Source organism: Gimesia benthica (assembly GCF_009720525.1).
GTDB lineage: Bacteria > Planctomycetota > Planctomycetia > Planctomycetales > Planctomycetaceae > Gimesia > Gimesia benthica.
Genome location: NZ_CP043930.1, coordinates 2944815 through 2967574, shown reverse-complemented (window position 1 = coordinate 2967574; position 22760 = coordinate 2944815). Strand labels below are relative to the sequence as shown.

Here is a 22760-nt window from a genome sequence, read left to right as displayed (position 1 = left end):
GTATGTATGTACATCAGGCTGGCTGGAGCCGGCGGCTGGCAGGAAACTGACGATCGCTCGAATTAGCAGGGATTTAGCGGTTATGAACAGCACTCAATTGTTTAGGCTGCTGGTTCTCGCTAAACTTCCAGTGTCTCGATTCATCCGTTTTTCATGAATGTGGTCACGAAGCATGACATCCTCCGCGTTTACCGAAAGTTCACTCACCGGCATTCCCGTCAAACGGGGAAAAGTCCGCGATGTATATGATTTTGGCGATCGGCTGCTGTTTGTGGCCACCGATCGAATCAGTGCCTTCGACTGGATTCTCTCACCAGGAATTCCCGACAAGGGGCGGGTGTTGACCCAGATCAGTCGGTTCTGGTTTGAACGATTCACCACGATTCCGAATCATCTGCTGAGCATGGATCCAGCCGATCTGCCGCTCCCCGCTGATGCCGATCTCGAAGCGCTGCGTGGCCGTTGCATGGTGGTACGGAAGACCGAAGTGGTTCCCTTTGAATGTGTCGTCCGCGGCTATCTGTCCGGATCTGGGTGGAAAGACTATCGGGCGACTGGAGCCGTATGTGGTATCGATTTGCCAGCGGGTCTCAAACAGAGTGATCAACTGCCCGAGCCCCTGTTTACACCGGCAACCAAAGCGGAGTCCGGCCATGATGAAAACGTCTCATTCGAAGTGATGAGTCAGGCCATCGGTAAGGAACTGGCTGACAGCCTGCGGGAAAAGAGTATCCAGATTTATCAGCAGGGTTCTGAATATGCCCGGGAACGTGGCATCATCCTGGCCGACACCAAATTTGAGTTCGGCCTGCTGGACGGAACACCGATTCTGATTGATGAAGTTCTGACTCCCGACAGCTCCCGTTTCTGGCCTGCGGAGACCTACCAGCCGGGTGGCGCACAGCCTTCGCTCGATAAGCAGTTCGTTCGCGACTGGCTGGAGACGACCGACTGGGATAAGAACAGCACTCCCCCTGTACTGCCGGATCAGATTGTTGAAAAGACGCGCGAGAAGTATTTTGAAGCATACAAAATGCTGACCGGCGAGGAATGTACCTGGTAGGCCCTGCGAATAAGGTGCCGGTCCTGCGGGTAGTGTCGATTATAATGCTCGCATCGACTTCAATTTGATCTATTCTTCACTTGGGATCTAAACAGCGACTGGTACTCAGTTTTCTGCGAAAGCAGGCCCGGTACGTAGCGTCTGTCCCGCTGAAAAGCGACGACAGTCTGGGATCGCCTCTGAAAACATGGTATTCTAAAGGCTGATCCGTGGGGAATCTGGCTCTCGAATTCGTGAAAAACTCCATGGAGACGGACTTTTTAGCCAATAAACGGATTCTGGTAACGTAGGAAAGAGACCGGCTTTTTTAATTCTCAAATTCCGGCGGTCAGAGTGTCGATGAAATCAGTATGACTGTACGATTATTTCCTCAATCCGGACTGTTGTCGTCTCAAAAGAATGTGATGGTGCGTTGGTTTCCTCGCATTCTCGCAGCAGGCTGCCTGTGCCTGGTTTTCACCCTGCTTTACGCACTACCGACGCGAGCCGGGGAAGTGGAAGTGAAGCACGGCACGATCCTCCGCGGTGACATTGTGCCCATCCTGGGACTAACTGACGCCCTGGCATCCCGTCTGGAATATGGCGATACCGAAGTTGCGATCCCCAAGCGGAAGCTGGAGGGGTATCCGATCATCATGGTCGATGACGGAGTCGTCCGTTATTTTGTATCCCGACGCGAGATCCAACGGATCAATAACGATCAGGACCTTTCGCGATATGAAACATTCGAACTGCCTCAACGGGTGACCGGACGGGGACAGATGCTGAAGGTCGTCGGAAATTATGAGGATGTGACCGACTTCGATGAGTTCGGACGGCGGAAAGTCACTCTCCGAACCAGCAAAGGGTTGATGCCCCTGTTACAGGGAGTGACGGAGATCACGCCACACTACCTGAAGATTACCGGGCTTAAGCAGCAATGGAACCTGGGGATGCGGACGACTTCCGTCAAGGAAGAGATTCTGGATGCCATGCTGAAAAAGAACATCGATCCGCTGGAGCCTAATGATCGGATCGCAGTCGCCCGCTTCTACATTCAGGCTGGCCTGTATCTGCCGGCCGGTAAAGAGTTTGATTACATCGAGGCAAACTTCCCGGAGTACAAGGAGAAGATTGCAGGTTTCGTCACCGAACTGCGGACGCTGCACGGCCAGCAGTTATTGAATGAGCTGGAACAGCGCCGCAAGGCAGGGCAGCATCAGCTGGCGCAGACTGCGATTGCCAAGTTCCCCACGAATAATGTCGACCAGTCAATTCTCCGCCAGATCCGCGAAGTGGAATCAGACTACGCCAAACGCAGCGAACGGATTGAGAAAGCATTGTTCCGCCTGGGGGAACTCGAAGCAGAAATTGAAGAGGTCAAGAACAAATCACGACTGCAGGCCTGCCGCCGTGAAGTGATGAGCCAGTTAAATTTTGAATCTATCGATCGCCTGGGATCGTTCCTGAACCTGGAAAGTGATGACTCCCTCTCACCGCGTGAGAAGCTGGCTCTGGCCTATTCCGGCTGGATTGTGGGAGCGGCTAACGTGGTGACCGATCTGGATACCGCTCTCAACCTCTGGACGGCCCGGGCGCATGTGCTGGAATACCTGCGCAATGAAGATGAGCAGCTGGACGGGAACATGATCGAAACACTTTCGAAGCTGGAAGGTGTTTCGACGGCAGTGCTCAAGCAGATGATTCCTCTGCTGCCTCCGATTCTCGATGCCCCCATCAGAAATACCGAGACTGCGTTTCCGATTCAGGTGACAGATCCCGGGGCGGAACTCCCCGTGTCTTATACGGTGTTACTGCCTCTCGAATACAATCCGCATCATTCATACCCGATGATTGTGGCATTACCGACAGCCGGTGCCAAACCGGAGATGGAACTGCACTGGTGGGGGAAATACAAAGATGGACCGGGGCAGTCACAACGCCGTGGCTATATCGTGATTGCTCCCGATTACCTGCAGGAAGGGCGAGATCGATACACCGATAATGCGACAGCGCATTATGCTGTGATTCAGTCCATCCGCGATGCCCGCAAACGCTTCAACGTGGATTCCGACCGGGTCTTTCTGGCCGGTCATGGAACAGGCGCAGATGCTGCCTTTGATATCGGCATGTCGCATCCGGGACTGTTTGCGGGAGTGATTCCGATCGCAGGGAAAAGCAGTGCCTTCAACCTGCATTACTGGCAGAACGCCAGTAATCTGGCCTGGTATATTGTGGGAGGCGAACTTGACCGCGATACGCTGGAGCATAATTCACTGCTGGTCAACCGGATGATGCGCAACGGTCACGATGTGATCTATGCAGAGTATAAGGGCCGTGGGTATGAGCATTATTATGAAGAAATCCACCGGCTTTTTGACTGGATGGAACTTCATCAGCGCGTGAAATATCCCAAAGAGATCGATGCCAAGATTCTCCGTCCGCTGGACAACCGGTATTACTGGGTCCGCACCGACGATTTCCCCCGCCATATCATGCAGGGGCCCGAGTACGTTGGCAACGGCCGGATTCGCGCCCGTCCGGTTACGCTGGGAGTCAGCATCAAGCTGGGCAACGTGATCTATGTGAAATCGGGGGGTAAATCCTATTCACTCTGGCTCAATCCGGAACTGGTCGATTTTGACAAGCGGCTGGAAGTCCACGTCGACAACAAGATCAAGTTTAACGACTTTCTGCGTCCCGATATGAAAGCAATGCTTGACGATTTCCGCGATCGGGGCGATCGGCAGAAGCTGTTCGACGCCCGGCTCGATTTTTAGGAGAGCCGGATGCATCGACTCGGCTGACAGTTTCAGTTGCCGGTGAAGTACATGATGCGGGCAGCATGTCCCGGGCTGGACGATTTCGGACTCACCCGGATTTTCGCCTGATGCTTGCCTGGTTTGAGTTCGCTGTTAAAAACCACTGTGCGGGGATAGTGCAGGCCTTTGCTGTAATGATGGTACAGATCGTGTGTTTTGAACGGTCCACCATCGATGCTGACTTCCAGCTGACCTGCATCGGGGCCGGCGACAATGAACGCGCCTAGTGCGGTTCCCTCAAAATCCAACTCCAGTTCGGCACCCGGTTGCTCTGCACACAACATGGGGATGCTGGTAAAGCGACTGCGTTTGCTACCCGGAATGGATTCCCAGTCAGGAATCTTGATCTCCCAGCCCGATACTTGTTTCGCTTGCTTAACGTTAATCAAACGGCCATTGCGGAAACTGAAAGCATCCAGCGGCTGATCCGGTGTGGAATGTTTTTCTTTTGGTCCGGATTCCTGCCAGGCACGAGTCAGCAGCTTATCAATCATGGCGGCACAAATGGCATTACCGAAAGGAGCCGGGTGTGTTCCACCATACTGTTTCCAGGTCAGTTGGTCAGCGTCGATCAGACGGGCGACTTCACTGGCCAGATCGATGGTTGAAATCTGGTAGTGTTTCGCAACCTGCTCATGACTGGAACTGGAGAGCGGCTTTTTCTTCTGTTGAATGGTTTCCAGCATCGACGGGTTCACGAAATGCACCATGACGATGTCGGCATAAGGATTGTGCCGCCGGATCTGGGCGATCACTCCTTCCATCCCGCGAATCGCGGCTTCCCGGGAGTGCCCTGCATCCTGATCGTCATTCACAGCGAACTCGACGAAGAAGAGATCGACCGGTCCCTGGCTGAGAACATCGCGATTCGTACGAAACGCACCCGTGTTCGAGCAGGTGGAGGAGATGCCGGCGTTGGTAAATGTGAATTTGGTCTCGGGGAAAGTCTTTTCCAGGAACTCACAGACCATCGGTCGATAGCCGTTCATTTCGGTGATTGAGCCACCCAGGAAAGCGACATGGCCCGTTTTAGTAGATTCGAATTTCTGTTTGCTGTTCTGATAGCTGCCGCGCAGATGAATGTTTTTGTTTGAGACTTCGGGCAGGTTCTCCGGAGTGGCTGCGCTCAATTCAGTCGAGGCATGACATAAAACCAGGCAGAGGAGGGCAGACAGCAGACGAAACGGGGATCGGGCATAGTTCATAGTCGGGCGAGCTCATACTGGAAAGAACAAAACTGGAAAGTACCGCGGTGAAAGGCAAATATCAGCCTCTTCCAGCATGCAGAATCCAGGGGGCCAGGTCAAGAGTTCTGCCGGGCAACAATTGATTTCAGGTTCAGGGATTCGATACGATAGATGCCTGTTTCAATTTACCGTGTTTCCCTGTGACATATACAAAGAGCCCGCAGCGCTGGCAGGAGTTGTAATGAAATCGTTGTCTTTTCTGATCGCGTGTTGTCTATCCACCTTGTTTCTGGGGACTGCCTTTGTGAGTGAAGCCCGGGCAGAGAAGAAGCCGCATGTGGTGTTCGTTACCGGCGATGATGAGTACCGGTCTGAAGAATCGATGCCGATGCTGGCCAAGATTCTGAAACGGGATTACGGTTTCGATGTCACCGTCTGTTATTCCCTGGATGATGAGGGCAATATCTCACCCGGGAATCAGAAATCGATCAGTGGCCTGGAAGCCCTCGACGATGCAGACCTGATGGTGCTCTTCACGCGGTTTCGCGATCTGCCTCCCGAACAGTTCCAGCACTTCCTGAACTATGTGAAGTCGGGGAAACCAGTTGTCGGTTTCCGGACAGCCACACATGCTTTCATGTTCCGAGATCCGAAGAGCCCCTTCAAGGCGTGGAACGATCAGAAAATCGCCGAACTGGTTGGGCAGAAGTGGATCACCCACCACGGACATTTCGGTGACGGGCACGAATACCTGACGGAAGTCACCGTGAATGAGGAGGCTGCAGAACATCCGATTTTGCGGGGCGTTAAACCGTACAAGGCGTATTCCTGGCTGTATCATGTGGATGGTGGCAGCGAAGGGCATCAACTGGCGGGGGACAGCAAGCCCCTGTTGACGGGACGCTCGCTCAAATCCGGTCATGAGCAGAAAGGCAACCTCGATAAATATCCGCTGACCAACCCGGTCGCCTGGACCAAGACTTACAAGGGAGCAGACGGAACCCAGGGCCGTGTCTTCTTTACCACGACGGCGCACCCTTTTGACTTCAAAGATCCCAACGTGCGGAAGCTGGCACTCAACGGAATTCTGTGGTCGCTGGGCAGGGAAGCAGAGATTCCCTCCCAGGGAGCAAACACGGATACCGTCGATGACTATGATCCGAACAACTCCGGCACCGGGCCGAAAAAATATAAAACAGGGCTGAAACCGGAAAAACTCTGATTGGAAAGAGTGTAGAGATCCTGAAGCCCGCGGCGACAAAGCTGCGGGCTTTTTTAATGTACCGTCAGTAATTCTTCCAGAAGGAGGGAACGAACAGGACCAGGATGGCAAACAGTTCCAGGCGGCCCAGCAGCATGAGGATCGTCAGGATGACTTTCCCCGTGAGCGTGAAGTCGGCATAGTTTTCGGTCGGACCCAGTTCGCCGACCCCCGGGCCGATATTATTCAAGGTGGCGACCACGGCACTGGTGCAGTCGATCAGCTTTTCCGGTTTGTTTGTCTGCCACTCGGTATTGGGTTCGATGGCGGTCAGCAACAGACTGCTGAAGATGAAGATGACCAGCACCAGGCTGAAGTACACGGTGACGTCATTACGAATCCCCTGTTCGATGTTCGTAGTGCCAATTCGCAGAGGACGGACCACGTTCGGGCGAAACGATTTTTCGATTTCCAGCCAGATGATCTTGGCAAACAGTACAACGCGAATGACCTTGATGCCCCCCGCCGTCGAACCGGCACAGCCTCCCACAAACATCAGTAACAGCAGCAGCATTTTGGACGATTCATTCCAGGTATCGAAGTCGCCGGTCCCGTAGCCGGTGGTGGTCATGATGGAGACCGCCTGAAAGCCGGCATAACGCAGGGCGTCGGGCAGGGTGTCGTAAATATGGTTGTTAATCAGGTTATAGGTCAGAAAGATGATTGCACCACTGAGAATCAACAGGTAGGTGCGGAACTCAATATCATTGCGCAGCGGGGCGACCATACTCTTCCAGGAGAAATCGTGCGAACGCATGTTTTTTAACGAAAGGAAGTAAAGCGAGAAGTTGGTTCCCGCTGCCACCATGAATACCGCGATCGTAAATTCAATCAGTGAGCTGTTGAAATACCCGACACTGGCGTTGTGCGTACTGAAACCCCCGGTCGCCATCGATCCGAAACTGTGGCAGAATGCATCGAAGACGCTCATACCTTCCAGCCAGAGGATCAGCGCCAGCACGAGGGTGAAGGCGACATAGATGGTCCACATGACGATCGCTGATTCGCGCACCCGCGGACGGACCGCTTCACTGGTCGGGCCGGGTACTTCGCGCCGCATGAGCGCTTTGCCCCCCGCACCCAGATGACTCAGGATTGCGACGAACAGCACGATGATTCCCATACCACCCAGGCAGTGGGTGAAACTCCGCCAGAAGAGGACGCAGCGCGGTATCAGCTTCGGATCTTCCAGCTCTCTGAGTACCGAGGCTCCTGTTGTTGTGAAACCGGAGATCGATTCGAATAGCGCATCGGGAACTGTCATCGGAACGTCGGGGGAGACCATCGAGCCGGAGAACAGAAAGGGGAGGCAGCCCAGGACACCGGAATAAATCCAGCTCAAGCCGACAACGGCGAGCGCCTCTTTGCGCAGGATCGTGCCATGCTCTTTTCGCCCGGCCAGGTAGAGCAGGGAACCGGAGACCAGACTGCAGGCAATCGCACCACAGATGCCCCAGAAACCCGCGGATTCAAATTCGACAGCCTCTCCAAAAACGGGGAATGCCCAGGGGAGACTGAATACCATTGACGCACCGACCAGCATGCCTACCAGGCCCAGCAGTCGGCAGAGAAGCAACCAATTCATTCGATTTCAACTTATTGATTTAGTGCAGTCAGGAACGACTGGAATCTTCCAGTCTGTTCGAGTTAAATATAGAGAGATCTATAAAAGCGAAGATTATAGCACGTCTGTTCCTCGGGAACGATACCACTCATTCCGATTTAGGAAATTCCATTTATGCTCGCTCGACACCTGCTTCGTACGCCTTTTTACCTTTGTCTCTTGTGTCTGGCTCTCTCTGCCTCTGCTTTTACCCAGGCTGAGGAACTTGAACAATTGACGTATCAGAATCCGCAACTGGAAGTGGATCTGGGCGTCGGCTTATGGGCCTGGCCTTTACCGATGGATTATGATGGCGACGGCGATCTGGATCTGCTCGTTTCCTGCCCCGACAAACCATCGAACGGCACTTATTTCTTTGAAAACAAGTCGGATGGCAAAGATTCGATGCCGGTATTCGAGCCGGGGGTCAGACTGGGCAAAGGCTATCATAATACGTGCCTTTCCTTTGTGAACGGCAAGCCACGTGTACTGGTCGCCGGTCGGGAAGTGATCGATTTTAAACAGCATGGGTTTGATAAACTCACCGATCTGCCCGTTGAACGGAATGTGCACGGCGGCAAGGTGCGGGCCAATCAATGGTATTACGTGGACTACGACGGTGACGGCGACCAGGATCTGGTGGTCGGTGTTGGCGACTGGAGCGACTACGGTTGGGACGATGCCTACAACCAACTGGGGCAATGGACCAACGGACCCCTCCGCGGATATGTGTATGTGCTCAACAATGAGGGGACTGATGCCAAACCAGAGTATGCTAAGCCTGCCCGCATCAAAGTGGGCGATAAGGACCTCGAAGTCTTTGGCTGGCCGTCTCCCAACTTTGCCGACTTCGATGATGATGGTGATCTGGACCTGATTTGTGGAGAATTTCTGGATCAGCTGACCTACTTCGAAAACACCGGTTCCAGGACTGAGCCGCAGTATACACTCGGGCGGCGTCTGGCGAGCAATGGGGATCCGATTCAGATGGATCTGCAAATGATCGTTCCCAAGGCGATTGACTGGGACAAGGATGGCGATATCGATCTGATTGTCGGTGATGAAGATGGTCGCGTTGCATTCATTGAGAATACCGGAGAACTGATTGGTGGCGTCCCCCAATTTTTACCACCCCGCTATTTCCGTCAGAAAGCGGCTGGTGTCAAATTTGGCGCCCTGGCAACTCCTTATGCCTTCGACTGGGATGGCGATGGGGACGAAGATCTGATCTGTGGAAATACCGCTGGTTACATTGGCTTCTTCGAAAATCTGGATGGCAATGCTCGGTCGCCACGACTGGCAGCCCCTCGCTATCTGCAGGCTGGAGGACGACCGATTCGCATTCAGGCGGGCCCCAATGGTTCGATTCAGGGCCCCTGTGAAGCGAAGTGGGGTTATACGACACAGACTGTGGCAGACTGGGATCAGGATGGACTACCGGATCTGCTGGTGAATTCGATCTGGGGAGAGATTCTGCTGTTTAAGAACATCGGCACCCGGACTGAGCCCAAACTGGCGCCGGCACAGACGATTGACGTCGAGTGGAAAGCAGCAGTTCCCAAACCAGCCTGGAACTGGTGGGATCCACGGGGAAAACAACTGGTCACTCAGTGGCGGACAACTCCCGTCGCTGTCGACTGGAACCAGGACGGACTGATGGACCTGGTGATGCTGGATCACGAAGGGTATCTCGCCTTCTTTAAGCGAGTTAAAGAGGGAGATCAGCTCAAGCTGCTGCCCGGTGAGCGGATCTTTGTCGATGAATCGCTCAAACCGATTCAAATGAACAAAAAGCGGGCCGGAGGCAGTGGACGCTACAAACTGCACGTAGTCGACTGGGACGGCGATGGTCGCCTGGACCTGCTGGTCAACAGCACAAACGCGGACTTCTACCGCAACCTGAAGACCGTGGATGGAAAAGTGGTCCTGAAGAATGAGGGGCCGCTCAGTCAGCGCAAACTGGCCGGCCATACCAGCAGTCCCTGCACGGTCGACTGGGATCAAGATGGCGTTCGTGATCTGATTGTCGGGGCGGAAGACGGCTATCTCTACTGGATGAAAAATCCGAACTCACCCCAAAAGTAACTTCGACCAAAAGAGAAAACTGGTAGCAGAATGCAGGCAGAAAATCAGATCGCCTTTAAAGAGTGGGGAGCTATCTGTGCTTCCCTGGCAGAGGGGCGACAGTCGCTGATCGTACGGAAGGGGGGCATTCACGAAGGCCGCGATGGCTTTCGTGTTGAACATCGTGAGTTCTGGCTCTTCCCGACCCGCTTCCACCAGGACGCGGATCAATTGCAGGCAGGGCAGGAGAACCTGTTGTCGCAACCTTATGCGCAAGAACCTGCAGCCGGTCAGATCAGGCTTGGACTGTACGCCGTGGTTGAGCAGGTGCTCGAGCTGCAAGAGGAGTCACAACTCACTGGTCTGGAAGAACTGCAGGTCCTCAACCAGGAGACGCTCGCACAACGTTTTGTGTATAAGCGTCCCGGGTTGTACGTTCTGCTGGTTAGGGCGTATCAGATGCCGCAGCCCTTTGAGATCGAAGATGAAGCCCGTTACGGCGGTTGCCGTTCCTGGGTAGAACTCACTCAGGCTTATTCAACAGAGGGGGCAACGCCGATTTTGACCGAGGAACAGTTTCAGCAGCAGAAACAGGCCCTGGAAACCTGGTTGAGCTGAATTCAATCAGTAGTCTATAAACGAAAACAGCCCGGGCAAAATCGCACCGGGCTGTTGTTTTTTCTGTTCGGCATCAGGCTTTAAAGATTTTCTCGCGGCCTTCAGTCACATTCTTGGTTGCATTGCGTGTGTCGAGAACCATCTGGCTGTGCTTGACGATAAAGTCATAGTCATAAGCACTGTGGTCTGTTGCGATCAGTACACAATCCTGAGCTGCCAGATACTCGGGGGTGAGTTCCTGGCTTTCCATCGCAGGTACATCGTGATGCCGCATCTTGGGCAGTTTCGGAATGTGGGGATCGTTGTAGGTGAAGTCCACGCCCCGCTCCATCAGCAGATCCAGCAGGTGGAACGAAGGACTTTCACGCGGATCGTCGACATCTTTTTTATAAGCCACACCCAGCATGCAGATCTTACTGCCTTTGAGTGGTTTTGCTTTTTCGTTCATGAATTCCGCCAGCCGGTCAATCACGTAACGCGGCATGCGGGTGTTGACTTCACCGGCCAGTTCGATGAAGCGGGTTGTCTGACCTTCTTTACGTGCCAGCCAGCTGAGGTAGAACGGATCGATGGGAATACAGTGTCCACCCAGTCCGGGACCGGGATAAAATGCCTGGAACCCGAAAGGCTTGGTCTTGGCAGCGTCGATGACTTCCCAGACATCGATGTCCATGCGATCGAAGAGTGTTTTGAGTTCGTTGACCATCGCGATGTTCACGGCCCGGTAGGTATTCTCCAGAATCTTACAGGCTTCGGCGACTTCCGGAGACGAGACCTGGATCACATTCACCACTGCGTGTGAGTAGAGGGCCGAAGCAATCCGCAGGCTGTTTTCTTCCATACCGCCGACCACTTTGGGGATGCCGGCTGCTGAGAAGTCAGGGTTGCCGGGATCTTCGCGTTCGGGGCTGTAGGCGAGGTAATAATCTTCGCCCACTTTCAGGCCGGCGTTGTCCAGAATGGGTAGCATGACGTCCCGGGTCGTCGTGGGATAAGTGGTACTTTCCAGCACGACCAGTTGACCGGGCCGCAGGGTTTCCGCGATGACTTTCGCGGTGTTTTCCACATAGGTCAGGTCGGGGTCCCGGCTCGTGGTCAGGGGAGTTGGAACACAGATCAGCAGGGCGTCTGCTTCTTTCATCCGGGAGAAGTCGGCGGTCGCTTCGAACTGCTCTTTCGCTATCCATTTGGCAACGGTTTCGGATGGGATGTGCTTAATATAACTTTTGCCGGCCTGCAGTTGATCGACTTTGTTCTGATCAACGTCAAACCCCATTGTTTTGAAACCAGTGTTGACGAACGCGTCAATCAGCGGGAGCCCGACGTAGCCCAGGCCGATAATGCCAATAATTGCTGATTTGTCCTTGATCGCCTGCTCAAGCTGATTTGCCATCTGAATACCGTCCTTGCTTAATTCTGAAATGCAGGTAAATGTGCAGCTGAATGGGGCGGATCATATCAGTCGAACTTATTTCGTGCAAGCATTTTAGCGGACCGGCAGAAGTCGCCGGATCACAGCGGAATCTCATTGTTTTTGGAGCAGATGTCCAGACAAAGAGCAGGGCTGGTAACTATGAAATACGACGACAGGCCAGCTGAAACGGATCCAGCTGGCCTGTCGGTATGACTTTGTTTTATCCCGGTTACAGCAGTCCGGAATGACGTAACAATGGTTCAGGGCTGGGCTCGCGTCCGCGGAACTCCTTGAAGAGATCCATTGGATGCCGACTGCCTCCCATCGCCAGGATGGTATCTCGGAACCGACGGCCGGTTTCGGCAACGGCCTGCTCGTTATCCAGACCCGCTTCTTCAAAGGCGCTGAAGGCGTCTGCACTGAGAACCTCGGCCCATTTGTAACTGAAGTAACCGGCTGCGTACCCGCCTGCAAAAATGTGCTGGAACGAACAGAGGAAACGGTCTTCAGGGAGCATTGGCAGAACAGACGTCGTCTGGCTGATTTCCCGCTGGACATCGAAGACCGATTTTTCACCCGCAGGATCAAATTCGCTGTGCAGTTTCAGATCGACCACGCCGAACTGAATCTGACGCAGCATCTGAGTTCCTGCCTGGAAGTTGCGGGCCGCCTTGATTTTTTCAAAGAGTTCATCGGGCAGGGTTTCACCCGTTTCGTAATGCTTGGCCATCCCCAGCAGGGTCGGTTTGTGATAGCACCAGTTTTCCATGAACTGGCTGGCCAGTTCGACGGCATCCCACTCAACGCCATTAATGCCAGCGGCATCGGCTTCATCAATCGTGGTCAGCATGTGCTGCAGACCATGTCCGAATTCATGGAACAGAGTTTCCACTTCCCGGAAGGTCATCAGCGAAGGCTTGTTTCCTACAGGTGGAGTCGAGTTACAGACCAGATGTGCGACCGGAAGCTGAACTTCCCCATTGACCAGCTTGCGACCCAGGCAGTCATCCATCCAGGCACCACCCCGCTTGTCTGCAGGACGGGCGTAGGGATCGAGGTAGAACCCGGCGATCGTTTTACCTGCTTCATCCGCGATGTGGAAGAAACGCACATCTTTATTCCAGAGCGGAACGGTCTCTGCAGCGGGAGTTACCGTAATGCCGAAGATCCGGTTTACCAGGCTGAACAGACCGTCCAGAACTTTCTCCAGTGAGAAATAAGGTCGCAGCTGTTCGTCGGTGTAACTGAAGCGTTTTTCACGGAGCCGCTCTGACCAGAATGAGAAATCCCATTGAATGATGGGTTCGGTTTCTCCCTGCTCTTTCGCGTACTCCTGCAGATCAGCCAGGTCCTGCTGTCCGTTATCCCAGGAAGAACTTCGCAGCTGTTCTTCCATTTCGAGAACCGCATCAATGCCGGGCGCCATTTTTTCAGCCAGGCTGACTTCTGCAAAATTCGCGTAGCCCAGAAGCTTTGCTTTTTCCTGGCGTAACTGGAGGATCTGGGGAATGAGCGATGTATTATCGTATTCCCCTTCCGATGCACGGGTAATGAATGCGCGGTAAACCTGCTCTCTCAAAATGCGGTTGCGACAATGTTGCATGAAAGGACCGAAGCAGGGGAAGTCGAGCGTGATTCGCCAGGGACCCGCATCCGCGGTGGCTTCGGTGTCTGCGTCTTTATCGTCCCAGGTGTTGTAGGATTGGGCCGCAAGCTGCTTCAGACTGTCGGGGAATCCCGCTACATCTTTGCTGTCTGTAATCAGGAGCGTGTAGGCTTTGGTTGCATCCAGCACGTTGTTGGCGAAACGGGTGGAGAGCTGGGACAGCTCGGTGGCAATTTCATTAAATCGCTTTAAATCGTCTCCCGAGAGACCGATGCCGGCCAGCTCTGCAGAGAGGATTCGCTTTTCGATAATGCGTTTCTGGGCATCATTCAACTGATCCCAGGAGCCGTTGTCTCGGATGGCCTTCATGGCTTCATAGATCGGCTTGCTTTGTCTGACACTCAGCGAAAAAGCGACGATTTCGGGGAGTACACTTTCATAGGCTTCCCGTAATTCGGGTGTGTTTCTCACTCCCAGTAGATGTCCCACGGAACCCCAGGAGCGTTCCCAGGGGTAATCGAGTTCTTCGAGCGGTTGCATCAAGCCTTCCCAACTTGGCTGTGCTTCGCTTTCGATTTTACGCAGGCTTGCTTCCGACTGTTCCAGCAGGGATTTCACTGCGGGTTTAATATGCTCAGGCTCAATTTCATCGAAGCGGGGAAGGCCCTCCAGTACCAGAAGCGGATTGTCTGACAGAGGCTGTTGCTGATCCATAACGTTTTAATGTCCTTCCTTAAGTTTGCTTCAGTAAATCTGGTTCGAGGCAGGTTGTGTGCTTCGTCGGAAATCAATTCCGAGCGTTCATCATAAAATATCTCAGGTTCGATTGAAAAGGCATTCTATCTATTCGTCAAATCGATACAATGCTATGTGTACAGTTTGTCGCAGTGGAAAACCCGCTGCAGGGACTCTCGGATCTGTGGAAATCGAATTATGTTACAGCGATCTGCAGCCTGGGCAGTCGTGGTATGGCTGTCGGCTTATGCGACTGTCTGTCAGGCACAAGACCTGCCCGACAGTCAGAATCTGAATGAACTCTGGAATCGCCTCTCTGAGAAGGTACCGGCAATGAAAACAATGGGTGGACGTCAATTCTGGGGCGATGTGCAGTTTTTTCAAGGCTGGAAAATTCAACAGAATGTGATCAGCCAGCACTACCGCCTGCTTGATCCCAGTGATCAGCGGCATGCCAGTGGAACTCTCGCGGAATGCCGGCAGAAGCTCGCAGAAATCAGAGAGGACCGCAAGCTTCCTCCGATGCAGGGCCGGGCGGTGATTCTGATTCATGGGATCATCCGTTCTTCCAAGTCCTTTGAAAAAATGAGACTGGCCTGCCTCAAAGAGGGCTGGATTACGATTCCCTTTGATTATCCTAGTACCCAGAAGACGATCCCGGAGAATGCCCAGTTCCTCGGGCAGGTGATTAAATCGCTGGAAGGCGTTGAGGAGATCGATCTGGTTGTCCACAGCATGGGCGGTCTCGTGGTACGCTCCTGGTTGGATCAGCAGGAGGAAGTCGATCCTCGTGTCAGACGCATGGTCATGCTGGGAGTCCCCAATCGGGGGGCAGACATGGCAGACCGCTTTCGTTCGAATCTTCTATTCAAAGTTGTTTACGGGCCAGCGGGTCAGCAGCTGGTGACCGAATTGAACGGGGACTTCATTTCGAGTCTGCCGACACCTACCTTTCCATTTGGAGTCATTGCCGGCGGCCGGGATACCTTGAAAGGCTTTAATCCTCTGATCCGAGGTGACGATGACGGTACAGTCAGCGTCAGTAGCACGCGACTGCCGGGAGCCGCGGATTTTGTTCTGTTGCCCGTGCTGCACTCTTTTATGATGAATGATCCCCAGTCAATTTCACATACCCTGCGGTTCCTCAAGACCGGAAAATTCCGCGAATCTGGTGAATCACAGCCGATTCCTGAGGTCGAAGCTGCGGCGGCCCCTTAAAATCCGTCGATAACAACAGGTATAAGCGTAATTCAGTGACCAGTGAATCCCCGCTTTTTTCAGACGACAGGTAGAACGGATGGAACGAGACGAACGGCAATTGAAACTGCTATCCAAGATTCAGGTCATTTATGGGATCGTTAATGTTTTTGTGACTTACCTGTTTTATGAGACCATTTATTTTGGTTTCGATGCGTATCGTAAGACGATGGAACAGACTAAGCCGGATCATCAGGTGGAACTGGAACTGGGATTCGGGCTGGTGATCTTTCTGGTTGGCGTTGCGATCCTGTTCTGTATCATTCTGGCTGGTCAGTCACTGTCCCGCCACGAAAGCTATGAATTCTGTATGCTGGTTGCGATTTTTGAATGTCTCCTGATCCCCTTAGGAACCATCATCGGTATCTGGACGATTCTGGTTTTGCGACGCCCCTCGGTCAGAGCTTTGTTTAAATCTCAACCACCACCGGAAAGTCCTGCCGACCAGGCCACGGCCTGAACTTTACCGCCAGCTCACGAAACCCACGATTGATGTCCGACACTCCCACCACAGCTGAATCCCCTTCCGTCTCGCGGAAAATCTGGAGGGGAGTCAAATGGCTGTTGCTCGCGCTGGTCCTGTACTTCGTCTGGCAGCAGGGAGCGGAACTGTATGCAGAGCAGGGGGACACGCTTACCGGTATCAGCATTGATCCGCTCTGGCTGGTTCTATCTGCAGCCTGTTATTTCATAGCCTGGTTACCCTCGGTCTGGTTCTGGCGTCAGTTGGTTCTCAGTTCCGGAGAACAGGTTCGCTTCGGACCTGTCGCTCGCGCCTACTACTGCGGGCATCTGGGGAAATACATTCCCGGCAAGGTTTCGGTTCTCTTGATCCGGGCGACCCTGCTGAAAGATTTCGGTGTTCGCGTTTCGGTTGCCGCCCTCACGGCTGCTTACGAGACGCTGGCTGTCATGGGAGTCGGTTTGGTTGTGTTCCTTTCCTTGATTCCCGTTGTGTTGAATGCAGAGCAGGTTCAGCAGTGGCCTGAGTGGATGCAGTCAGTACAGGCCCGTCCCTGGCTGGTTCCCGGTCTATTTCTACTGGCGCTGTTTGTCTCTCTGCCACTATTGTCTCGTCTGTTGAATCTGTTCGCGAAGAAATTTACAAAGTCCGATGTCGAAGCGACCGATTCAGCTCCTCCTGCTGCTTTCTCGTTACGTTTACTCTATGCGGGCGTGTTGTTGTTTCTTGTGAGCTGGACGCTGCATGGGCTCAGCCTGGGTCTGGCACTCGCCTCCATCAACGGAGCAGGACTCGAATGGCAGGAATGGCCACGCTGGACCGCTGCTGTCTCCGCCGCGTATGCCCTGGGCTTTCTGGCGATTTTCGCACCTGCCGGCCTGGGAGTACGGGAAGGTCTGATCATCACGATTCTCGCCGGTTCCGCCCTGATTGGTCCTGCAAATGCGTTTGTCGCTGCCTTACTGATCCGGATCGTCTCATTTGCTAGTGAAATTCTGGCTGCTTTTGTTCTATACTATAGTTTTGGCAAATCGGCTTCAGGCGAGGATGATTCCGTACAGTCTGCCGCCGATTCCCAGTCCATTGATTCCCTGTGATTTCTGTTTGTTGAGTGAAAGGTCTGCGTCGTGCTCTCGATTATGATTCCGGTATTGAATGAATCGGAAAGTCTGCCACAACTGTATCAGGAGATCTGCGAAACCAGCCAGCAGCATCAGATTGACCTGGAAATTATCTTTATTGACGACGGTTCGACCGACAAGTCCTGGGAACTGATCTCGCAACTGGCCAAGCAGGATGAACGCGTTTCGGGGATCCGTTTCCGTCGGAACTTCGCCAAGGCAGCCGCATTGACCGCAGGCATGCGGTCCGCCCGCGGTTCGGTGATCATGATGATGGACGCTGACCTGCAGGATAACCCGAAAGAAATTCCCCGCTTTCTGGACAAACTCAACGAAGGCTACGATGTCGTCAATGGCTGGAAAGAGCGTCGCCTCGACCCCTGGCATAAAGTGTATCCCAGTAAAGTCTTCAACTGGATGATCTGGAAACTGACCGGACTCAAACTGCACGATCACAACTGTGGCTTCAAACTATTCCGCAAAGAAGTCGCTGCGGAAATTCGTATCTACGGCGAACTGCATCGTTTCATCGCCGTGCTGGCAGATGCCCGTGGATTTAAAGTGACCGAGATTCCCGTGCATCACCGCGAACGACAGCACGGTTATTCCAAGTATGGCGTGAGACGTTTCCTCCGCGGGTTCCTCGATCTGCTGACGGTTCGCTTCCTTACCGGCTATGGACAACGACCACAGCACATGCTGGGCGCCATCGGCTTGAGCTGTCTGATGCTTGGATTCCTCGGACTGGGCTACCTGGGCGTGGTCTGGTTGTTGACCAATCTGTTTGGTCTGGGACTCGGACCGATCGGAAACCGTCCGCTGCTGGCCTATTCTGTCGCTGCAACCATTCTGGGAGCGCAAGCGATCAGCCTGGGGCTCTTGGCAGAACTGATTGTCGCCTATACCGGTCGTCATCAGGACACCTACAGCATTTCCGAACGAACGGAAACCGCCTCTCAAAACGAGCAGGAGATCATTATCTGATTGGCACATCTCCAACTGTCTCTATCCTGTAATCCTGTCCGGGCTGGATCGGTCTCCAGCCCTCTGTCTGGGAATGAAATCATAGATGAAAATTACGTTCCTTGGTGCCGCCGGTGAGGTGACCGGCAGCCAGCATTTGATCGAGACAGACGGGCGACGGATTCTGCTCGATTGTGGCCTGTTTCAGGGCCACCGGGCAGAGTCATTCAAAAAGAACTGCCGCTTCGCTTATCCCGCTGAGTCCCTGGATGCCGTCATCCTCTCGCACGGACATATGGATCATTGTGGCAATATTCCCCGGCTGTACAATAAGGGTTTTCGGGGACCGATCTTCTGTACCTCCGCGACGGCGGACATCGCGGAGATCATGCTTAAGGACAGCGCCCGTATTCAGGATGAAGACGCCCGTTACCTGTCTCGCAAACTGAACGAAAAGCATCCGCCCATCGAACCCCTTTACGATGAGGAAGATGTGCGACAGGTCATGAAGCAGTTCGAGCGCCTGGACTATCATGAGTGGCACGACCTGGGGGACGACCTCCGGGTACGACTGCTGGATGCCGGCCATATTTTGGGATCTGCGATCATCGAGATGAAGATCAAGGACCAGGGAGAATGGAGACATCTGGTCTTCACCGGTGATCTGGGGCGCCGTGATCTGCCTCTGCTGCGAGATCCCGATACGATCGAGGGTTGTGAGATTCTGATTTCAGAAAGTACCTACGGCAATCGGGTTCACGAAAAGGCATCGGACCTGAAAGAGGAACTCTATCACATTCTCGATGAAGCCTATCGTGTTGAAGGACGTGTGATCATCCCCGCGTTCAGCCTCGGACGCACCCAGCAGATCATTTACTATCTGAATGATCTGTATAACGAAAACCGTCTACCACACATTCCGATTTTTGTCGACAGCCCCCTCTCCACGCGTCTGGTTTCAGTCTACCGCCATCATCTGCAGGATATGGATCAGGATGTCAGCGATGTTTTGAAAGAAGACAAGGATCCCTTCGGCTTCTCGTTGCTGGATTACGTTTCGACCCGTCAGCAGAGTATCGAACTCAATAAACGGGAAGGAGCGTTCGTCGTCATCGCCGGGAGTGGGATGTGTGAGAACGGTCGTATCCGCCATCACCTCAAGAACGGCCTGGAACATCCGGAGAATACCGTTGTACTGATGGGCTACCAGGCGGAGCATACCCTGGGCCGTCGCCTGCAGCAGCGCGATCCCAAAGTGAAAATCTTTGATCGTTATTACCAGGTCAAAGCCAGGGTCGTACAGCTCAGCGGTCTCTCAGGCCATGCCGACGTTGAAGATTTTAAATGGTGGTATGAAACCTCCGCGAAACGGGGAAACATTGGCCAGGTCTTCCTCGTCCACGGAGAACCGGAATCGGCGACGGCGCTCGCAGCCTTGATCCGTGATGAAGTCGATGAGGAACCGATCATCCCTCAGTATCAGCAATCGTTCGAGGTTTAATGCGACAATGGCGAAAGTGATTCAACATCCCGACAAGAGTCTGCCGGCTCTCGGAATCAGGCAGCCGTGGGCAGAACTGATCATGCGGGGCGTGAAAACAATTGAGCTCCGTTCCAGTCAGACGAAGATCCGCGGGACGATCTATGTCTATGCTTCAAAGACTCTCGCGAAGACACCGCACGCGATCGAAGCAGCAGCGCAAGCGGAAATCACCACTGAGACCCTCCCGACGGGCACCTTGATCGGCACCGTTGAGATCGTCGATTCCTTCCCCGCGACCGCTGAACATGCGGAAGCGTCAGGCGTCCCCGCGTCTTTGCTCAAGGGAAAGTTCGGCTGGAAACTCGCGAATCCCAAACGCATCAAATCGCCTATCGTGCCGCAGTTCCTGCCTTACGGAGTCTGGTTCTATCCCTTCGTCCGCAAGCAGACCGGGACTCGCCAGAAATAGGAACGGTTAAGGAACCGTTCCTCAGCCTTTTGTTGCGGTTGCCATCTCACCTGCGTATTTTCCGATCGACGCAATCACGGCTTCCCGCGTCTGGTCTGGATCAGAAAAAGCAGCGAACTGTTTGACGATCGCCGAACCAATAATGAATCCATCGGCTTTACCGCGGAGCGTGTCGACATGCGCGGGCTTACTGATGCCGAAGCCCACTGCTAAAGGCAGATCCGTCAGCGAGCGTAACGACTCCAGATGCGCGGTCAGTTCCCCAGGCAGTTCATCACGAACACCTGTCGTACCGGCGACAGCGATACAGTAAATGAAACCCGAGGCAGACTGCACGATTCGCTTCGTGCGATCTTCAGGCGTGAGTGGGGAGACCAGTTGTACCAGGTCCAGTTGAGCTGCCTTGGTGAGTTCCACAAACTCCGCTGCTTCATCTCCGGGAAGATCGGGAACAATCAGACCTGAGAATCCGGCTTCAGCGGCTTCTTTCAGGAAACGCTCTGCACCATAACGAAAGATAATCGCATACGAAACCATGCCGACCAGGGCCGGGAGATCGACGGACTCATCTGCTGAGAGTGCTTTCAAAGCTTCAAACAGGTCGTGTACGTGGAAGCCGTTATTGAGAGCCCGCGTATACGATTCCTGAATCACCGGACCATCTGCAATTGGATCACTATACGGGAAGCCCACTTCGATCAGGTCGACTCCCTGTCGTGACAGTTCTTTCAATACATCAACGGTGGTTGCCAGATCCGGATCGCCGGCCGTGATGAAAGGCATGAACGCCATGCGGTTTTCAGATTTTAACGTCGCAAAAGTTTCAGAGATCGAAGTTGTCACGATGGGGGGTACTGCTTTTAACTGAATTTCAGAGGGATGATATTTATTGTTACGACAAAACCGGCCGGGGATTAAATTTCCCGTTCCAGCAGGCGGGCCACTTCATTCACGTCTTTGTCGCCACGACCGGACAGACAGACAACGATCGTCTCATCGGGGCTGGCCTGGCGGGCTGCTTTGACGGCGTAAGCGATCGCATGCGACGATTCAATCGCCGGGATGATCCCTTCCAGGCGGGCCATCGTCTGAAAGCCTTCGAGGGCTTCATCGTCGGTGATCGCGGTGTAATTCACGCGGCCGGAGTCTTTCCAGTAACTGTGTTCGGGACCCACGCCGGGATAGTCAAGGCCTGCAGAGATCGAATGCACGTCCATCGTCTGGCCGTCATCATCCTGCAGCACATATCCGAAGCTGCCATGCAGCACACCCTTGGCTCCATAGCTCAGCGTACTCGCATGCTCTCCCGGTTCAGGACCGCGGCCACCCGCTTCCACGCCGGTCAGCTTCACACCCTCATCGTCGATAAAGGGATAGAACATGCCGGCAGAATTGGAACCGCCGCCGACACAGGCAATCACTTGATCGGGGAGTTTACCTGTCTGCGCCAGGCACTGTTCGCGGGCCTCTTTTCCGATGACCGACTGGAAGTCGCGAACCATCATCGGGAAGGGGTGCGGTCCAATCACGGAACCGATAATGTAGTGGGTGGTCTCCACGCTCGACATCCAGTCCCGCATCGCTTCATTGACGGCGTCGCGTAGCGTCTTGGAACCGCTGGAGACGCCGCGGACTTCAGCGCCCATCATTTTCATATTGAACACATTGAGCTTCTGGCGGCGGATGTCTTCCTCGCCCATGTAGACGATGCATTCCAGCCCGAAGCGGGCACAGGCCACAGCAGAAGCCACGCCATGCTGGCCGGCTCCTGTCTCGGCGATTACGCGTTTTTTACCCATCCGCATGGTCAGCAGCGCCTGGCCCATGGTGTTGTTGATCTTATGAGCACCGGTGTGATTCAGATCTTCGCGCTTGAAGTAGATCTTGCCGCCGCCACAATGTTCGGTCAGGCGTTCCGCGAAATAGAGCGGATTTGGGCGGCCCACATAATTCTTGAGCAGGTCGTCCAGCTCCGCCTGAAATGATGGATCCTGTTTGGCCTTCTCGTATTCCTGGGTCAGTTCCTCCAGGGCATGCATCAGAGTTTCGGGGACGAAACGGCGGCCGAATTCTCCAAAGCGACCGGAGGCATCAGGCACATTCGATAAACTGGTTGTCATATCTGGCTCAAATTCTCTAGTAAAATATCAAAAAAACAGCGGTAGTGACCATTATTGAATTCCGCGTGGCAATGGTCAATGCCCGCCCACAGGACCCTTCAGAATCGGAAAAGGTTCGATCCGGTTTTTCCATTTTTCTAGCCGGTCGTTTTGCTGTATCTGCTTTTGTATCATGCTCTTCTGTCGTTGTAGGCCTGGAAAATGTGGTGTCCAGTCGTAATTTAGTAGGATTTTCCTCAAAAGATCGATAAAATACAGGACGCGTTCTGTGGAACGATCTGTTTCACAACTTAAGAGGGGGAGAATTAAATATGAACACTTCTAATCAAAAACTCGACGAAGCCATCAATTCCAATTCGATTCATATCGATGAACAGGAACGTTTCTGTCTTTTGGATGACAAAACCCATGGCTACCAGAATCTGGATGACAGCGATATCATCATTCCGGATTTCGCTCACATCCTCCGTTCTGCCCATCGCGAGCTCAATGACTTCACACCTCCTGTAGGTTAATTCCTCAGTGAGTTCCT

At 53.6% G+C, this 22760-nt stretch carries 18 protein-coding genes; 12 read left to right on the top strand and 6 right to left on the bottom strand.

Going from position 1 to position 22760, the window contains the following annotated elements:
* Positions 1 to 172 precede the first annotated feature (172 nt).
* Positions 173 to 1063 (top strand): phosphoribosylaminoimidazolesuccinocarboxamide synthase, encoded by an 891-nt coding sequence (locus tag F1728_RS11200; protein ID WP_155364179.1) that lies wholly within the window; start codon positions 173 to 175, stop codon positions 1061 to 1063.
* 350 nt (positions 1064 to 1413) lie between these two features.
* Entirely contained in the window at positions 1414 to 3822 is a 2409-nt protein-coding gene (locus tag F1728_RS11195; protein WP_155364178.1) for a hypothetical protein, read from the top strand.
* 32 nt (positions 3823 to 3854) lie between these two features.
* Here the strand turns inward: F1728_RS11195 and F1728_RS11190 are convergent, their stop codons facing one another.
* Positions 3855 to 5069: an SGNH/GDSL hydrolase family protein gene (locus F1728_RS11190; protein ID WP_155364177.1), complete on the bottom strand. Its 1215-nt coding sequence runs from the start codon at positions 5067 to 5069 to the stop codon at positions 3855 to 3857.
* A 223-nt stretch (positions 5070 to 5292) separates the two neighbouring features.
* On the opposite strand from F1728_RS11190, the gene F1728_RS11185 reads away from it, so the two are divergent.
* Positions 5293 to 6273: a ThuA domain-containing protein gene (locus F1728_RS11185; protein WP_155364176.1), complete on the top strand. Its 981-nt coding sequence runs from the start codon at positions 5293 to 5295 to the stop codon at positions 6271 to 6273.
* Positions 6274 to 6337: 64 nt separating this feature from the next.
* Here the strand turns inward: F1728_RS11185 and F1728_RS11180 are convergent, their stop codons facing one another.
* The gene (locus F1728_RS11180) at positions 6338 to 7897 is read right to left on the bottom strand and encodes a TrkH family potassium uptake protein (RefSeq protein WP_155364175.1); all 1560 of its coding nucleotides are present in this window, start codon (positions 7895 to 7897) and stop codon (positions 6338 to 6340) included.
* A gap of 153 nt (positions 7898 to 8050) precedes the next feature.
* Between F1728_RS11180 and F1728_RS11175 the strand changes: the two genes are divergently transcribed.
* Together F1728_RS11175 and F1728_RS11170 are read left to right on the top strand one after the other, a co-directional pair.
* Positions 8051 to 10000: an FG-GAP repeat domain-containing protein gene (locus F1728_RS11175; RefSeq protein ID WP_155364174.1), complete on the top strand. Its 1950-nt coding sequence runs from the start codon at positions 8051 to 8053 to the stop codon at positions 9998 to 10000.
* Between the two features lie 30 nt (positions 10001 to 10030).
* Positions 10031 to 10597, top strand: coding sequence for a DUF1802 family protein (locus F1728_RS11170; protein WP_155364173.1), 567 nt, complete (start codon positions 10031 to 10033; stop codon positions 10595 to 10597).
* Between the two features lie 73 nt (positions 10598 to 10670).
* On the opposite strand, the gene F1728_RS11165 is transcribed toward F1728_RS11170, so the two are convergent.
* Both F1728_RS11165 and F1728_RS11160 read right to left on the bottom strand, forming a co-directional pair.
* Positions 10671 to 11990, bottom strand: coding sequence for a nucleotide sugar dehydrogenase (locus tag F1728_RS11165; protein ID WP_149343082.1), 1320 nt, complete (start codon positions 11988 to 11990; stop codon positions 10671 to 10673).
* A 250-nt stretch (positions 11991 to 12240) separates the two neighbouring features.
* On the bottom strand, positions 12241 to 14331 hold the full coding sequence (locus tag F1728_RS11160) for a M3 family metallopeptidase (RefSeq protein ID WP_155364172.1): 2091 nt from the start codon (positions 14329 to 14331) through the stop codon (positions 12241 to 12243).
* A 219-nt stretch (positions 14332 to 14550) separates the two neighbouring features.
* Here F1728_RS11160 and F1728_RS11155 point away from each other — a divergent pair, with 219 nt between their 5' ends.
* The 6 genes from F1728_RS11155 (at position 14551) to F1728_RS11130 (ending at position 20108) form a co-directional block, all read left to right on the top strand.
* Positions 14551 to 15570, top strand: a complete 1020-nt coding sequence (locus F1728_RS11155; protein WP_155364171.1) for an alpha/beta fold hydrolase — start codon at positions 14551 to 14553, stop codon at positions 15568 to 15570.
* Positions 15571 to 15649: 79 nt separating this feature from the next.
* Positions 15650 to 16069, top strand: a complete 420-nt coding sequence (locus tag F1728_RS11150; protein ID WP_155364170.1) for a hypothetical protein — start codon at positions 15650 to 15652, stop codon at positions 16067 to 16069.
* A gap of 32 nt (positions 16070 to 16101) precedes the next feature.
* On the top strand, positions 16102 to 17169 hold the full coding sequence (locus F1728_RS11145; protein WP_155364169.1) for a lysylphosphatidylglycerol synthase transmembrane domain-containing protein: 1068 nt from the start codon (positions 16102 to 16104) through the stop codon (positions 17167 to 17169).
* Between the two features lie 42 nt (positions 17170 to 17211).
* Positions 17212 to 18177, top strand: coding sequence for a glycosyltransferase family 2 protein (locus F1728_RS11140; protein ID WP_194242851.1), 966 nt, complete (start codon positions 17212 to 17214; stop codon positions 18175 to 18177).
* A gap of 85 nt (positions 18178 to 18262) precedes the next feature.
* On the top strand, positions 18263 to 19657 hold the full coding sequence (locus F1728_RS11135; RefSeq protein ID WP_155364167.1) for an MBL fold metallo-hydrolase RNA specificity domain-containing protein: 1395 nt from the start codon (positions 18263 to 18265) through the stop codon (positions 19655 to 19657).
* Positions 19658 to 19664: 7 nt separating this feature from the next.
* Complete coding sequence (locus F1728_RS11130) at positions 19665 to 20108, top strand: ASCH domain-containing protein (protein ID WP_194242777.1); 444 nt, start codon at positions 19665 to 19667, stop codon at positions 20106 to 20108.
* A gap of 21 nt (positions 20109 to 20129) precedes the next feature.
* Here the strand turns inward: F1728_RS11130 and trpA are convergent, their stop codons facing one another.
* The gene (gene trpA / locus F1728_RS11125) at positions 20130 to 20951 is read right to left on the bottom strand and encodes a tryptophan synthase subunit alpha (protein ID WP_155364165.1); all 822 of its coding nucleotides are present in this window, start codon (positions 20949 to 20951) and stop codon (positions 20130 to 20132) included.
* A gap of 71 nt (positions 20952 to 21022) precedes the next feature.
* The gene (trpB, locus tag F1728_RS11120; protein ID WP_155364164.1) at positions 21023 to 22228 is read right to left on the bottom strand and encodes a tryptophan synthase subunit beta; all 1206 of its coding nucleotides are present in this window, start codon (positions 22226 to 22228) and stop codon (positions 21023 to 21025) included.
* Between the two features lie 311 nt (positions 22229 to 22539).
* Between trpB and F1728_RS11115 the strand changes: the two genes are divergently transcribed.
* Complete coding sequence (locus F1728_RS11115; protein WP_145036523.1) at positions 22540 to 22743, top strand: hypothetical protein; 204 nt, start codon at positions 22540 to 22542, stop codon at positions 22741 to 22743.
* Positions 22744 to 22760: the final 17 nt, after the last annotated feature.